The following is a 14,759-nucleotide window of genomic DNA, read 5'->3' as shown; positions in this document are numbered from 1 at the left end:
AAGTAAAATTAGCAAAGAAAAAGAACCCCTCCCCGAAGGGAGAGGTTCCTGTCATCCGTAAGTATGCGCCGGAGCGAATTACTGGAGGAGCGAGAGGACAGCCGAGCTGTTCTGGTTGGCCTGTGCGAGCATGGACTGCGCAGCCTGGAGCAGCACGTTGTTCTTCGTGTAGTTCGTCATCTCCTTCGCCATATCCGCATCGCGAATCGTGGACTCGGAGTTCTGAACGTTCTCGGACGCCGTCGTGAGGTTCGAGCTCGTGTAGTTGAGGCGGGTCTGGACAGCGCCGATGTTCGCCTGCTCATCGAGAGCCTTCTGGAGAGCCGTCTCGATCGTGTTGATTGCAGCGTTTGCCTTGTCCTGCGTCTGAACGCTGAGAACAGAGCCATCCGTGCCCTTGAGGCCGAGTGCGAGCGAACGCATATCCGTCATGCTGACCTTGATCGCCTGATTTGCCTTCGTGCCCGTCTGGAGAACGAGAGCGTTGTCCTCGGACTTGTTCTCTGCACGAACGCGCTCGTTGAACGCATCGAGAGCGGTGTTCGCCGTCTTGCGGATTGCACCCGTGTTGTCCGTGATCGAGATCGTGAACGAGGAGATCTGGGCGGTCGTACCCGCGCTCTTTGCCTCAATCGAGAGGGCGGACTTGTTGTCAGCCGTGTAGACGCTGTTGTTCGCCTTGTCGTAGCCGATCAGCGCTGCCTCACGCGTCGTACCCATGAGATCCGTGCCAGCGTACGACTCCGTACCATTGTATGCCGGCTGCGCGAGAATATCAGAAAGCTTATTCGTGGTGCCGACCGAGAAGGTCGTCGTGTAGGTGCGACCCTGACGGACGTAGGAAACCGTGATGTTATCCGTCGACTGAATGTTGAGGCTCTCGTTCGTGCGGCTCTCAAGAGTCGTCAGAACAGAGCTCCACTTCGAAGCCGTGCTCATCGCACCGTTCGAAAGGATCGTGCAGGTCGCTACGCCCTTGCTGTTGCGCGAGCCATCGACGAGGTACTTGCCATTGTATGTTGCAAGCGCGTTGTCGTCGATCTGATCAACCATCTGGTTGATCTCCTTCTGGATCGTGCGGCGATCCTCATCCGTGTTCGTGTCGTTCGCTGCGTTGATCGCCTTTTCCTTCAGGGTCTTGAGAATCTCGACCGTGCTGGAAACAGCGCCCTCAGCGGTACGCATCATGCTGTTGCCGTTCTGTGCGTTCTGGTTGTCCTGATCGAGCGAACGGATCTGGACGCGCATACGCTCGGAGATGGCATAGCCGGAAGCGTCATCGCCAGCGGTGTTGATCTTCATGCCCGAGGAGACCTTCTGAAGGCTCTTCGCGAGTGCCGACTGATTCTTGTTCAGGATGTTGAGCGTGTTGACCGCCGACATGTTGTTCTTAACTACCATTGCCATGTGTAAATTCCTCCCTGGTGTTTCCGGGCGTGCCGGAATGTTGAATGTATGTGCGGACATCCGTGCCCGCTGTATAATAGGCAAGTGATGCGTCTATCCTGTGTGGCTGCTAGCTAGCCATCCATGGCAGCCGCCCCGCTTGCTTATTATCGCCTTACATAAAGTATATCGTCGCAATGAGGACATACTTAAGTATCTGACTGGAAATATTTTACTTTTTTTTCATCTCTTTGTCAAGGGCGGTACGCCTCTTTTTTAGAAAAGAATTAGTACCGCCGATTGAGATTTCCGCCCAAGGGACTTGCCCCTGTGAGATCGTAGCTGTGGACGGCTGCGTTCTGACGGCGTGAACGGTTCAGCCATGCGCGCGCCTTGTACTGAATCTGCATCTCGAGCGGACGAACCTCCGCGTCATATGCCGCCCATTCCATACCCGTGCGGTAGGGATCCGACGGGAGCTCCTTGAGCAGATTGACAAGGTGTTCACGCTGCTCGACGAGTGCAATAAAGGTATCAATCTCGTCTTCATCCACGAATTTCAGAAGTTCATGCGTGAGTACACGGTACTTCTCCCAGAGGGAGCGCGCCGTCTCATAGGATTCATCCGGCATAGACGCCGCTCCCTTCCATGCCCTGTGCACCTTTCTCCTCACGCGCCTTCTTCATCGCCTGCGCCCATGCATCGCGAAGCTCGGTCATGATGTCCGTCGCCTCCGCAATGATCGCGGGATCACTCTTCATATTGCCCTCAACGAGGCGATCATAGGCGTAATTGTAGAGTGGCAGAAGCTGATGGGAGATCTCATAGTCCATGTTGAGCGTAACGCGGAACTCGGAGATGATATTCTGCGCTTTTTGAAGTGAAATATTGGCTCCCTCATAGTTCTTGTCCGCAATCGCCTCGACGCCCTCCTTGATGAACTTGAGACAGCCGTTGTAGAGCATGAGTGTCAGTGCCTCGGGCGTCGCCGTCATCACCTGCTGCTTCTTATATGCTTCCGCAGCACTATTTATCATATGGGAAGCCCCCTTGCATCACTGTGCATTAAAGAAGTTGAACTGTGTCGAGAGACGGGAGATTGCAACCTCCATCGCATTGTACTTCTCGTAGAGCTTGCTTTCAAAGGAAGACATGATGCGCTTGAAGTCGCTCATCTGCTTCTCGTAGTTCTGGATGAGCTTGCCCAGCTCGCTGAGATCCGTCTTATCCGCCGCAACGCCGGAGTGACGCTCCATCTCCTTCATGCGTCCGCTCATCTTGTTGTAGATGCGCGAGGCCACGCCGTTGTTGCCGAAGTCGTTGTTCTCATCATCGTAGGAGATGAGACGGTTTACCGCATCCGGCTCAGCAGCAATCGCCGCCTTGAGCTTCGTCTCATCGAGCTGCAGATGCCCCGTCTGGTTCTTCGCCGTAATACCGATCGACGAGAGTGTGCTGTAGCGCCCAGGCACCGACTCCACGCGGTTGATGACCGCATCGCGCAGATCGCCGATAATGGAGCGCAGATAGCTGTCGCGGTAGAGGAGCCCCTCCTTCGCCTTTGCGTTCCACTTCTCGACCTGATCCTTCGTCATGCCGTCTTCCTGCGACTTCGTGAGCACACCGTAGTCCTTGTGTCCCTTGTCACCATACTGTTTGACGAGGTCATCGAGCAGGGCGTTGTACTCCTCAACGAATTTCTTGACGTTCTCGACGAGCTTGTCCTGATCCTGCGCGACATTGATTGTCGCTGCGCCCGCCGTCGGCTTCTTAAATGTATAGGTGACGCCGTTGACCGTCAGATTGTTCTCCTGCAGATTATTGTACGTGCGCCCGTCGATCTTGACATTCGCATTCGTGCCCGCAACCTCGAGGGAGCTCGTCGAACCGCTCGTTGTAAACGCCACAGGTGCGCTGATCGCACCGTTGCTGACAGAGCCGAGCTTCAGATTGCTCAGAAGCGTCGTCGTATGCCCCGCCGAGCTCGACGTTGTATCCACTGAGAGATTGATCTTGTTCGAGTCGCCCGTCTTCGTGTTGAAGAGGGAGAAACCGTCGGACACGGAGTCGTAGCCCGCGCGGATATCCAGTGCCGTCTTCTTGCCGCTCGAATCCGTATAGCGGGCATTGTTGATGCGGTTCGCGAGGTCATTCAGCGTGAGGTTCTTCGTGAAGACTTCCTCTGCAGTGAACGTCACCTCTGCCGAGCCCGTTCCGTTCGAGACCTTAAATTTAAGCGCCGTGTCCCCCGGTGCCATGCCCGCCGGCATTGTACCGCCTGCAAACGCAACGTCTTTGAGCATAACGCTCGAAGATGCACCAGTATTGGCACGTTCCACATGCTGCCCCGTCGCCGTCATAAAGTAGGCGTTCGACGCCGCCTGCGTGACCTCGACCGTATGAGACATAACGCCCGCACTCGCGTTCGCCGTTGCTGTGACAGAATCCGCGAGCGAACTCGTCGTCGTCATCGGCTTCGTCGAGGAACTCAGGCGATAGTCCGACATACGGCTGCGGAACGTATTGACCTTGTCATAGACGTTCGCATAGGCCTCCTTGCGCCACTCCGTTTCGACTTCCTTCTTATAAATGCGATCGTATTTCTTCTGCTGCGAGATCATTCCGACCTTGACCAGAGACTCAACGTCGAGTCCCGAGCCGGAGAGCCCGTAGATACCTCTTGCTCCTGCCATAATATCCTCCTTCAACCCCGCCTATGCCGTCTTGTCCAAGAAGGCGCCGATCCAGTCGTGCACCTTGATCATATGCTCTACCATTGCCTCGGGCGGAACCTCACGCAGAACCTCGCCCGTTTTCTTGTCGAGCATGCGCACGGACATGAAGTTCACCTCTTTGTGATACTGGAACTGCAGGTCAACATTGATGTTGCGCATGATTTCATTGAGCTGTTCCGTGATATATGCCGTCTGCTCCTCAGAGAGCGGCGCATGCTGCTCCTTCTGCTCCGCAGCCGCCTCATCCTGAGCCTTTGCATCCTCTGCGGCAAACGTATCGACGGGCTGCGCCTGACTTACCTCCTGCGCAGGCGCTTCGGACGCATTCGCATGGGGCGTATCCGCACCCTTCATACCGCTGACAGCAACCGCCGCCAGCATGACATCCTGAACATTCTTTACGGTCATAAGGCACCCCTCCGTGTGTCATAGGGAACGCATCCGGCGTTCCCACTCTGTTCTTCCTTGAGCTATAATAATTACTTCTTGGGCAACGCACTGAGATCAAAGTTTGCAGGCGCTGCCGCAGCCTTTTGATTCTCTTCCTGAATCGCCCGGTATATCTCACCGCGATAGATCTTGACGCTGCGCGGCGCATCAATCGCAATGCGCACGTTGTCGCCTTGCACCTCCACGATGTTGACGACGACATTATCGCCGATCATGATCTGCTGTCTTGGTTTCCGTGTGAGTACGAGCATTACCGAGCCTCCTTCTCAGAGGGAAAGAGACGGTGCTTCGTTGTGTAGGGGCTCCGGTCGAGCACGATCTGCTTTGCCTGACGCGTCGCCGCATTGATGACAATGGGCGCCATGAGGTTCGCCGTCAGATCGCGGATCTCCTTGCCCGCAAGCGTGAGGATCGCATAGATCAGCACCTCCTCAGGCGAGGTCAGACCGAGCTCCGCTTCGACCTCATCATCGATCGTGAACTCATAGTCCGGGAAAAACGCGAGCGGCATCGTCATGAGAAAGGCAAGTTCCGGTGTCTTTGCAGACTGCAGAAAGACGTACGGACTGTCCTCCTCATAGGGGATGATGATGAACTCCCGCTCCTCCTCGAAGGCGGGAATGCCCGCTGCAAAATGGATGATAGACTCTTCTGCCGCCTCAATCTCGCCGAAGCGGCTCGTCATAATCTTCTTCATCAATGACTCCTGTCATGCATAGATATCGTATTTTCCCTCGCTGACCCACCTGTGTATATCGCCTTTTTGCTGCAGATAGGTCTCGATGCTGCCGCGGTTGAATTGGACGCGCGCCTGCCCTTCTGTGTTCCAGTGGGGCGTTGTCCGCCCGATGGTCGGCTCACCGACCGCCTGCCCCACATCGAAGTGGATCTCGGGGTCGGGAATCGCCGCCGCCACAAGCTGCCGCTGCCGTGTCACGCGATTCTCCATATCGCGCTTTGCGAACTCAATGCCAACCTGACGTCCCTGCTTGGGACCATCCTCGGCAAGCGCCCACGCCATCTGCGTATGCTTCGAGGTGCCCTTCTGCACCTCGCTCATGCCGCGCTCGTAATTCTCGCGGGCAAAGTCCGTATTGTTCGTATAGCCGTAGCTGTGACGGCTCGGGTAGGTGTTGATCGTCAGTTTCGGCTGCGTCACCCCGCGATTCGAGCGCGCTGTCTGCGTCTCCTGTTCATAGCGTGGCTGATTGATACTGCTGTCCAGTGTACTCTGCTGCACGCGCATGCCGATCATCGGAAGCGTGTGCCGCACGTTGAGATAGAGCATGGGCATAAAGGGCATCCTTTCCCGTTATTTTCCCGTTATAAAAGACGAATCAAAAGGTTACCGCAGATAATCCACGAGAGAGAGCGGCAGAATGCGTGCCCCCATCGAGAGCGACATGCTCATAATCGTCTGCTGCTGCATCATCTTCGTTGCGAGCTCTGCAACGTCCGTGCCCGAGACATTCGTAATATCACGCGTGATGTTCTCCTGATGATTCGTGAGAATATCCTTCATATCCGTATAGAGACCGCTGCGCGCGCCCGTCTCCGTATGTGCCTGCAGGGTCACCTGATTCGCAACATCGGCGAGCGTCACGCCGTCCGAGCTCAGCCAGTGGGCGTCGCACGCCTTTGTCTTGGCATAGACGGTCAGCATATTGTTGACCATCGCCGTGCCCGAGGGATCGTTTCCGGAGTTCTTGTCATCAAAGAGGTCACGTCCGAAGATATCCATCCCCGTCTTGTTGACCGTATCCGCCGACGGCTCCGTCGAGCCGTTCTGCTTGACCATCGAGATGTAGCGCATGTCGCCGCTGTAGGTGACGATCTGCTGACGCACGGTGGAGAATCGAACCGTCGTGCCGTTCACCGCAGCCGACCATCCGGAGCCTGCCGTCGTGACCTCGCCCGTATTCTTAAAATTATCCTTGATGAATGTCGATCCCTTGATCGCAGCAGGCACATTTCCCACGAAGGTCGTCTCACCGGCGGCATTCGCTTCTGCCTCGGTCTTATATCCCTTCGCAATCATGTCCTTATAGCCGTCCTGCACGAATTCCTTCGTATAGACCTTGCCCGTCAGGGTGTTAAGGTAGTAGGTATTGCCGTCGTCGCCGTTGAGGGAGAGCATCTGATGCAGGAAGTCCGCGCTGTCCTTATCGCTCGCATTGCTGAAGAATGCCGACTGACGGTCGTCGAGCGTCTTCGATACGCCGCGCTGCTTGAGATCCGCCTCACTCGACATTGCAAACGGCTGGCGCAGATCCGCCTGTCCCGAGAAGATGTAGCGATCGCCAAGCTGCGTATTGCCGAGAGAGATAATCTGCTCGATCCCGGCCTTCATCTCGCGTGCAATCGCAGGCCAGTCGCCGCCCTTCTCATCCTTGTCGTCGTTCGCGCCCTGAATCGTCTTCGCCTTGAACGTCTTCTGGATGTCCTCCATGCCCGAGAGCGCCGTCTGTGTCGAAGCCATCCACGAGATGCCCGCCTTGACACTCTCCTGATAGCGGTTGTTCTCTCCCTCGTTGACATCGTAGCGCAGGTAGCGCGAGTAGTCCACCGAGTTGTCGGAGGGGCGGTGCAGTTTGCTGCCGTCGCCCTGCTCCATGAGCTTCGTCTTCGTGTAGTCGAGCGCGTTCAGATCTTTCTGATAGCGCTGCACCATATAGTTGCTGCTAATGCGTACCATATCTCACCTCTTACCTTCCGACGACACCGGTGCTGTTGATCAGCCGATCCAGCATCTCATCCATCGACGTTAGCACGCGCGAACATGCACCGTAACCTGTCTGGAACTTGAGCATATTCGTCAGCTCCTCGTTCCAGTCGACCCCCGATGTGGACTGACGCCACTGCTCGATCTGCGTCATGAGATCATCCTGCTGCTTGAGCGTTTTGTCGACATTCTCGGCATCTGCACCAAGCTGGCTCATCATGCCGTTGTAGTACTGGTTGATGGATATATCGCTGATCGCGCGCGTCGTACCGCGTGGATTCATCGTACCTGCCAGATCGATGTTGAAGAGCTTGCTCAGCTCGACCGCCATCGTACCGTCGCCCGTACCGTTGATCTCAGAGACCTTGTATTTGTAAGTCGCGCCCGTGCCGCTCAGCGCTGTCGGCACGACCTTCGTCCCGTTTGCATCCGCAATCTGGCGCGCGGCAACAAGGTTCTGCCCGCCCTGCGCCGTCAGCTCGTCACTGATCTTGAGCGCATTGATGATCTGCATCGACTTGAGCTTATCCGGCCCACCTGTGACCGTCGCTGTTACGGTAACCTCAGGGGGAGGTCCTGCCGCAGCCGTCCGCGTGATTGTAGATCCTGCCGCCTCCATCCAGCGCTCGCCCGTCGTCGTATTGACATGCCATGTGTACTGCATCTGATCGTAGGTTGTACCTGTTGGGGATGTGAACTTGTTCTGTCCGAAGAAGTTCAGCCACGTCGTCGGGCCTGTGGTCGGATCGTTGTCGATGCCCGCCCCGAGCTTGTGCACGTCGTTGAACGTCGTGAGCAGTGCAGCGGAGATGTCCGCAAGCTGGTCGATATGCCCCTTGTCCTGCACGATCGTATCCGAGAGCGCCTTTAAAATGCCGCTCTGCGGGACATAGCCGATGCCGCCCGCCTCCTTGATGCGCAAGGTGTAGTCCGAGAGGCCGTACTGCTGGTTGTAGATGGGTTCACTCATCTCGACGGTCAGCGTATTCTCGCGCTGCACGAGCGACATGCCGTTCGAGACGACGGTATACTGACCATTTGCCTCTTCATAGACATTGACATTCGTGATCTCGGAGAGCTTGTCGACGAGGAGGTCGCGCTGGTCGCGCAGATCATTCGCCTTGCCGCCGTTCGTCTCGGCGAGCATGATATTCTTGTTGAGGCGTGCAATCTCCTTCGTGAGCCCATTGAGCTTCCCGACCTGAATGCGCGTCTCTTCGTACTGCGCATTGATCTGTGCCTGCAGCTGCTTTGCACTCGTCTTGATGCGGTCAACGAGGTTGTTGCCCTTCGTGATCACCGCCGTACGCGATGCCGCGTCGCTCGCATAGTCGGAGAGATTGACCCAAGAGGAGTAGAACTGCTGCATCGCGTTCAGGATGCCCGTCTTCTTGGAGTCATTGAAGATCGTCTCCACCTTGTCATAGTTCGTCTTGTAGGTCTGATAGAGATTCTGCGCCGAGTTCTCCGACCAGAACTGCTTGTCCGCGTAGATATTGCGCGCGCGGTTCAGCGCCACGACATCCACGCCGCCGCCGACATAGACCCCGCCGTAGAGGGACGGGCGCTCCTGATAGTTCGTCGCCGCCGAGTCGACGCGCTGACGCGAGTACCCTTCCGTCGAGGCATTCGTGATGTTGTGTCCGGTGGTATCGAGCGAGAGCTGATTGTTCTGTATGCCCCGCACCATCGTATTGAGTCCGGCAAATGTTGACCGCATATGATCCCTCACTCTTTCCCTACTCTTATCTCTGACTCTTTATACATCCGCATCAAACATCGCAACCGCACGGTTCACACCCGGTGCGGGGCCCGCAACGGGCTGCGATCTGCCGTAGGTATCCTCGGCAACGGTGCCGGAGATGACGTTGAGCTGATAGTTCACAAACGCAGCGCTGTTCTGCAGCAGCTCCGCGCAGATCTGTATGCGCTCCCGCAGCTCTGCCTGACGCGCTGCAACGGCACGCAGGACACGCTCGACGGCGAGGCGTTCACGTAGATTCGGCTCACGCGAAACGATAACAGAAAGGCTTTCTGCACCAGTATTTGCAAGAAAGTCCGACTGTCGGCGTGCGAGTGACCGCACCTCAGTCAGGCTGTGCTCCGCTGCCGCCGTCGGCTCCGCAACGCCGCCCCCCGATGCACTCTGACAGAGGGCATCGCTGAGTGCAGCGAAGCGATGCGCCGCCTCCTCGCAGGCAGCGAGCTGTGCCTTCAGGAGCACAAGCGCCTCACGGGTTTCATTCGTCATCGCCGTTCACGCCTTATAGTCCAGATTCTTCTTCAGATGCCGCACCTGCTCACCGCCTGTGTTTCCATAGACGGGATCGACAACAGCGCCACCGATTTTGCCGAGCTGGCGGTTCACCGCGATGAGCGCCCCCTCGATCAGGAGAGAATTCGCCTCGCTGCGCTCCGCCGTCTCCTTGACGATGCTGCTGAGCTTTCGGCTCGCGGCGAGCACGGAGCGGTGAACTGCATCCGTCGGCGCGAGGAGTGCCAGCTCCTCCATATTCGTCTCGGCACTGACACCGGGCGTCACCTGTGCGATCTGTGCAAGCTGCGTCAGGCGCTGCTTTTCGAGCTGTTGCACGGCCTTTGCAAGAAAATCCTCTTCGGCGGTCAGCTTCTCGAGTGCTGCCATATCGAGCGCAACAAGAACGCCGCGCTTCTTCTCCTGCAGGGCACGGATCTTCTCATACTGACGATATAATTCCTCAAGGGTTGTCGTAAATGCATTCCACATGAGTGCGCCCCATATCAGTAGCGCATTGCGAGCATCTTCGCTGCAATATCCGAGGATGCAGGCTCCTGTGTGCGTGCCGCGAGCGCCTCCACGCGCTCCGTGCGGACGTCGTCCATGCCCCGCAGTTTTTGCAGGATATCGCCAAAGCTCTGCACCTCGCCTGAGAGTTCGAGTGCATCGGGACGCTGTACGGCGCTGACTGCATCCACACGGCGCGTTCCTGTCGACTGGCTGCCCGCATAGAGACGGCTCACAGCCGCAACTGCATGATTGCTGATCAACATATTCTTCACCACCTATGTATTGCTCCGATATACCCTCCGAAAAAGGGTCGGAGTCCTTTCACATTCTTTATCGAAAAAAAAAGACGCGTACTTAAGAAATTTTTCCTAAGCACGCGTTCTTGAGTTTTTATTTATCACCGAGCGTCACATAGCCGCGCCGTCCGCCGGAGCCGTCCGAAGTCGTGCGCATGCCCGAGGCGGACTTCTTTGCAACAGCCGCCGTCAGCTCCTCGCGCATCTCCTTCTGACACTTGTCGCAGTACTGCCCCTTCTGGATCGGCGAGCCGCATTTGTCACACGGATAGAAGAGCTGGACATCGGAGGAGATAAAGCGCCCCTCGCGAATCATGCGGCGGATCACCGGCTCCTGGACCCCCGTCGCCTCGACGATCTCGGGGATCTGGCTCTTCGGATGATCACGCACATACTCTACGATCTGCTTCTCCCACTGCTCTTCCTTCTCGCGGCAATCCACGCAGATACGAGCATTGTTGATCGAAACAAATACCTTCCCGCAGCTTGAGCAGTTCTTCATCTTTCCTGCCATTGACAAAACTCTCCTCCCAAATAGCGGATCGGTAGATGCGTGATCCGAAACTATCTTTTCATTTCATTCCCTCGTATTCTACAACAGGATACAGGAAAAATCAATACTTTAAGGTAGGAGAACAGTTCACCCCGTCATGGCCGTGTGCGCCGTGCGAAAATGCCGCCCTCGGGTGTCAGGATGCGACAGCTGTTCAGCACGACGCCGAGTGTCGCCGTGTTGTGGATCGCCGCTGCCGCGAGCGGACTGATCGAGCCGAGTGCGCCGAGCAGCATCGCCGACGAGTTGATGAGCAGCGTTGCCTTGAAATTCTGGTGCACAAGGTGCATCGTCCGCTGTCCGAGACGCAGTGCCTCCACGAGGCGCGTGGGATCCTCCGCGTGGATCGTCACCGCCGAGGACTCCGCTGCAATGTCCGTCTGACGTCCGCCGAGCGAAACGCCCACATCCGCAAACGCGAGCGCAGGTGCATCGTTGATCCCGTCGCCGACCATCATCACCGTGCCGCGCTGGCGCAGTTCATTGACATAGCGCGACTTGTCCTCGGGCAGGATCTCCGCGTGATAGGAGTCCACATCCATCTCGCGCGCGACATCTGCCGCGACCGCCTTCGCATCACCCGTCAGCATGACGATCTCATCCACGCCGCAGCGGCGCAGCTGATTGAGCGTCTTCTTCATCTTCGGCCGAATAGGGTCCTCGATGCCGATGATGCCGATGAGCTGCACATCACGCGCCACGTAGAGGAGATTCTTGCCCACGACCTGGGCGCCAAGCTCCTCCTCGTCCGTGATTCCATTCTCTTGGAGGAAGCGGCGGCTGCCGACGCGCACCGTTCCGCCCGTATACCCCTCGAAATCGGGCACCTCGGCGAGCATGCCGCGCGCCACAATGGTCTTTGAGGAGCGATGCTGCGGCGTTACCCACTCCTTCTCCTCTACATATTTCTGGATTGCCACCGCGAGCGGATGTACGGAGTGCTCCTCCGCCGACGCTGCGAGCAGGATGACCTCCTTCTCCGTCACGCCCGCCGCCGTACGGATGAACGTGATCTCCGGAACGCCGACCGTCAGCGTTCCCGTCTTATCGAGCACAACCGTATCCGTGCGCGCAAGCGCCTCGACATAGTTGCCGCCCTTGACGAGAATGCCACGCTTTGCAGCTGCAGCGATCGACGCCGACATAGCGGTCGCCGTGGAGAGTTTCAGTCCGCAGGAAAAGTCGATAAAGAGCAGGTTCAGCACCCGCCCCCAGTCGCGCGTTGCCCCGTAGACAATCGCAGCGCCGAGGAAGGACACGGGCACGAGATAGTTCGCCATCTGGTCGGCAAAATTCTGCACGGGCGCGCGGCGCATCTGCGCCTCCTCGACGAGGTGAACGATATGCGCGAGCGACGTATCGCCGCCCACCTTCTCCACCTTGACGACGAGCTCACCCGCCTCGACCACGCTGCCCGCGTAGACTGGCGCGCCCTCGTGCTTCATCGCAGGCGCGGATTCGCCCGTAATCGACGCCTGCGTCACCGCCGCATCGCCGCGCAGCACACGCCCGTCGATCACAATCTTCTCACCCGCGTGCACGGCGATCGTATCGCCGGGGCGCACCTCCTCCATGGGCACCTTCCGCTCAACCTCGCCGTCCGCCGTCTCTTCAACCAGCCAGACATCGCGCTGTCCGAGCGAGAGCAGCCCCGAGATATGCGTGCGCGCTTTCTCCGCCGCATAGCTCGTCAGCATTTCCGCGCCGTTGCTGAGCGCGAGCAGCATGAGACTCGACTCGGGCTTGCCCGCAAGTACGGAGGCGATGACCGCCGTTGTGGTCAGCGTATCCGCATTCGGCTGGCGGTCTTTGAGCAGACCTCCAATGCCAGTCTTGATGAAATTGCGCGAAATACCGAGCACGAGCAGAGACCGCAGAACCTTGAGCGAGGCAAAGAGCTCAGGCGCGCCGCGCCGCAGCAGCTCCATCGCAGCAAAGCTCGCAAGCGAAATCACGGCATCGCGGCGAAACTCCGCCATCTGCTCCGTCGGTGTCACCGTCTTCTCTGCCGCCTCACGCACGGCACGCTCCGCGACGCCAAGAATGCGAGCAGCGGGAATCTGTCCCTCGTGCCAGAGTTCTACCGCGCCGTCGCGTACCGATGCCGCCGTCACGGCAGGGAAGCGGCGCAGCCGCGCCGCAAGCTGGAGGGCGTCTGCGCGCGGCAGCTCCCCACGCAGACGGATGCGCGTATGTACGAGCTTCGTCATACCCGCCACCCTCTCATCAGCGTCAGCGCCCACCAGAGCATCTGCGAGCCCGACGGCGTATTATTCGACAACACGAGCTGGCGAATGCCGCGCAGAACGAACACGCCCGCAACCACCGAGCTGAGATCGAGTGCCCCGCCCGTATGCCTCTGAATCCATCCGCTAAAATCATGTACCGAACGGCGCACACTCTGCGCAAGCGTCGCGGGCGGCGGAGCCGTACGCCCCTCGGAGAAGATCTCCTCCAGCCCCTCTGCGAGCACGAGGATATGTGCCTCATCCTCGGGCATATAGGTGAGCAATATACTTCCTGCAACCGCATTTGCGCGCACCCGCGTCACGAACGGGAGACGCACGAGGCACTCCTCGAGCACCTGTGCAAACTCCGGCGTCAGATACGGCGTCCGATAGCGGCGACGTCCAGGCGATGCATGCACGCAGATGAAGGGCAGCTCCGAGGAAGTCCGACCCTGATGCGCAGCGGCAGCAGAGGATTCAGCTGTCCCCGCAGACGGCAGAAGCCCCGCAAGACCGCCCGTCCGCCCGGAGCCCCCAAAGAGCCCCGTCAGCGCGGAAGCACTGCCCGCAAGACTTCCCGTCATCGAGGGAAAGGCGGCGGACTGTCCGCCCGGCATCATGCGCCCGCGCCCGCCGCGCATGCCCTGCATCGTATTCATATCGCCCGTACCACTGAGTGTCTGCCGCAGCATATTCGCAATAGACGCGCCAAGCATCAATCCCGAAACATAGTTCATGATGCCCTCCTCTTCGCATGCGTGCGCATATAGTTCTCGACGCGCCGAAGCTCCGCATTTGCACGCAGACGCTCCGGCTCATATGTGATGAGGATCGAGCCCGTCGCAATATTCGTCTCCACGCGCTCAATCTCCGCGAGCGCGCTGAGATGCGCCTGCACCTGCGCCTCGAGTGTAGCGTTGTTCACCAGCTGCTTGCTGTAGAGACGCACACGCCCCGGCATATAGGATGCAATATCCGTCGTACGCACGAAGACATCCATCGCCGACTGCGGAATCGCGTTCTTGATCGTATCGAAAATATTCATGGGAAGATTGCTTCCTCTCTTTCTTTTAGAAAAAAAGGCTGCGCGCAAATACGCGGCAGCCCCGTGACCTATGGAACTCTTACTGCTCCGATGCAGACTGCGCCGCAATCAGATCCTCAAGCTCCTCCTTCTGACGCTGAAGCTCTGCCAGCGAGAGATCCGCCTGTCCTGCCTCGAGTGCCGCAAGCTGCTGCGTACGCTCCTGCATAAAACGGTAGCCAAAGATACCCGCCACCGCACCGACTGCAAGGCCAATCCAGAAATCTGTCTTCGAGAACATGATAACTCCTCCTTATGTATAGCGCCCCATTGGGGCATAATCGAACGCGGCGCCTTGCCTCAGAACTGAGTGAACGATGCAGCGTTACAGAACATCCGCATCGTTGACAATTCCTGCGCCGCAGAGCCTTGGCAGCATGCGTGCCCGCTCCGTCTCCGGAATCATCTTGTTGTTCTCAGTATATGTGAGAATACCAGTGTTGTCAATACTTCCGACGTAATCAGGAATAAGTATTGCCTTCATGCTAATATAAATATCATTATCAGCATGTATGATAATCTCAGTCGTCTCAATCA

The 14,759-nt window shown here is 57.7% G+C and carries 19 protein-coding genes; all 19 read right to left on the bottom strand.

Annotation, left to right across the window (positions count from 1 at the left end; translation table 11 throughout):
• Nucleotides 1-78 precede the first annotated feature (78 nt).
• The gene (locus tag HMPREF9163_RS06515) at nucleotides 79-1,407 is read right to left on the bottom strand and encodes a flagellin (RefSeq protein ID WP_009440936.1); all 1,329 of its coding nucleotides are present in this window, start codon (nucleotides 1,405-1,407) and stop codon (nucleotides 79-81) included.
• Between the two features lie 266 nt (nucleotides 1,408-1,673).
• Complete coding sequence (locus HMPREF9163_RS06510) at nucleotides 1,674-2,018, bottom strand: flagellar protein FliT (RefSeq protein ID WP_009440935.1); 345 nt, start codon at nucleotides 2,016-2,018, stop codon at nucleotides 1,674-1,676.
• On the bottom strand, nucleotides 2,008-2,424 hold the full coding sequence (gene fliS, locus HMPREF9163_RS06505) for a flagellar export chaperone FliS (protein ID WP_009440934.1): 417 nt from the start codon (nucleotides 2,422-2,424) through the stop codon (nucleotides 2,008-2,010). The genes HMPREF9163_RS06510 and fliS overlap by 11 nt, the downstream gene beginning before the upstream one ends.
• A gap of 18 nt (nucleotides 2,425-2,442) precedes the next feature.
• Nucleotides 2,443-4,080, bottom strand: a complete 1,638-nt coding sequence (gene fliD / locus HMPREF9163_RS06500) for a flagellar filament capping protein FliD (RefSeq protein WP_037346342.1) — start codon at nucleotides 4,078-4,080, stop codon at nucleotides 2,443-2,445.
• Between the two features lie 21 nt (nucleotides 4,081-4,101).
• Complete coding sequence (locus tag HMPREF9163_RS06495; protein ID WP_009440932.1) at nucleotides 4,102-4,530, bottom strand: flagellar protein FlaG; 429 nt, start codon at nucleotides 4,528-4,530, stop codon at nucleotides 4,102-4,104.
• Between the two features lie 71 nt (nucleotides 4,531-4,601).
• Nucleotides 4,602-4,823 (bottom strand): carbon storage regulator CsrA, encoded by a 222-nt coding sequence (gene csrA / locus HMPREF9163_RS06490; protein WP_009440931.1) that lies wholly within the window; start codon nucleotides 4,821-4,823, stop codon nucleotides 4,602-4,604.
• Nucleotides 4,823-5,269, bottom strand: a complete 447-nt coding sequence (gene fliW / locus HMPREF9163_RS06485; protein WP_009440930.1) for a flagellar assembly protein FliW — start codon at nucleotides 5,267-5,269, stop codon at nucleotides 4,823-4,825. The genes csrA and fliW overlap by 1 nt, the downstream gene beginning before the upstream one ends.
• 12 nt (nucleotides 5,270-5,281) lie before the next feature.
• Nucleotides 5,282-5,866, bottom strand: coding sequence for a DUF6470 family protein (locus HMPREF9163_RS06480; protein ID WP_037346339.1), 585 nt, complete (start codon nucleotides 5,864-5,866; stop codon nucleotides 5,282-5,284).
• A 51-nt stretch (nucleotides 5,867-5,917) separates the two neighbouring features.
• Complete coding sequence (locus HMPREF9163_RS06475) at nucleotides 5,918-7,267, bottom strand: hypothetical protein (protein ID WP_009440928.1); 1,350 nt, start codon at nucleotides 7,265-7,267, stop codon at nucleotides 5,918-5,920.
• 10 nt (nucleotides 7,268-7,277) lie between these two features.
• Nucleotides 7,278-9,014: a flagellar hook-associated protein FlgK gene (flgK, locus tag HMPREF9163_RS06470; RefSeq protein WP_009440927.1), complete on the bottom strand. Its 1,737-nt coding sequence runs from the start codon at nucleotides 9,012-9,014 to the stop codon at nucleotides 7,278-7,280.
• Nucleotides 9,015-9,053: 39 nt separating this feature from the next.
• A complete protein-coding gene (locus HMPREF9163_RS06465) occupies nucleotides 9,054-9,545 on the bottom strand; it encodes a hypothetical protein (protein ID WP_009440926.1) in 492 nt (163 codons plus the stop codon).
• A 6-nt stretch (nucleotides 9,546-9,551) separates the two neighbouring features.
• Nucleotides 9,552-10,040 (bottom strand): flagellar protein FlgN, encoded by a 489-nt coding sequence (locus HMPREF9163_RS06460; RefSeq protein WP_009440925.1) that lies wholly within the window; start codon nucleotides 10,038-10,040, stop codon nucleotides 9,552-9,554.
• A 14-nt stretch (nucleotides 10,041-10,054) separates the two neighbouring features.
• Nucleotides 10,055-10,324 (bottom strand): flagellar biosynthesis anti-sigma factor FlgM, encoded by a 270-nt coding sequence (locus tag HMPREF9163_RS06455; protein ID WP_009440924.1) that lies wholly within the window; start codon nucleotides 10,322-10,324, stop codon nucleotides 10,055-10,057.
• Between the two features lie 127 nt (nucleotides 10,325-10,451).
• Nucleotides 10,452-10,871 (bottom strand): flagellar protein, encoded by a 420-nt coding sequence (locus tag HMPREF9163_RS06450; RefSeq protein WP_009440923.1) that lies wholly within the window; start codon nucleotides 10,869-10,871, stop codon nucleotides 10,452-10,454.
• Between the two features lie 134 nt (nucleotides 10,872-11,005).
• The gene (locus HMPREF9163_RS06445) at nucleotides 11,006-13,120 is read right to left on the bottom strand and encodes a cation-translocating P-type ATPase (protein ID WP_009440922.1); all 2,115 of its coding nucleotides are present in this window, start codon (nucleotides 13,118-13,120) and stop codon (nucleotides 11,006-11,008) included.
• Nucleotides 13,117-13,875: an HMA2 domain-containing protein gene (locus HMPREF9163_RS06440; RefSeq protein ID WP_009440921.1), complete on the bottom strand. Its 759-nt coding sequence runs from the start codon at nucleotides 13,873-13,875 to the stop codon at nucleotides 13,117-13,119. Before HMPREF9163_RS06440 ends, HMPREF9163_RS06445 begins: the two co-directional genes overlap by 4 nt.
• Nucleotides 13,872-14,183: an HMA2 domain-containing protein gene (locus HMPREF9163_RS06435; protein ID WP_009440920.1), complete on the bottom strand. Its 312-nt coding sequence runs from the start codon at nucleotides 14,181-14,183 to the stop codon at nucleotides 13,872-13,874. Before HMPREF9163_RS06435 ends, HMPREF9163_RS06440 begins: the two co-directional genes overlap by 4 nt.
• 79 nt (nucleotides 14,184-14,262) lie before the next feature.
• The gene (locus tag HMPREF9163_RS06430) at nucleotides 14,263-14,463 is read right to left on the bottom strand and encodes a hypothetical protein (RefSeq protein ID WP_006304978.1); all 201 of its coding nucleotides are present in this window, start codon (nucleotides 14,461-14,463) and stop codon (nucleotides 14,263-14,265) included.
• An 84-nt stretch (nucleotides 14,464-14,547) separates the two neighbouring features.
• Complete coding sequence (locus HMPREF9163_RS06425; RefSeq protein ID WP_157049425.1) at nucleotides 14,548-14,706, bottom strand: hypothetical protein; 159 nt, start codon at nucleotides 14,704-14,706, stop codon at nucleotides 14,548-14,550.
• Nucleotides 14,707-14,759 lie beyond the last annotated feature (53 nt).

It is taken from the genome of Selenomonas sp. oral taxon 138 str. F0429, assembly GCF_000318175.2.
GTDB lineage: Bacteria > Bacillota > Negativicutes > Selenomonadales > Selenomonadaceae > Centipeda > Centipeda timonae.
The sequence above is the reverse complement of the archived record's forward strand: the minus strand, read 5'-3'. Positions and strand labels throughout refer to the sequence as shown.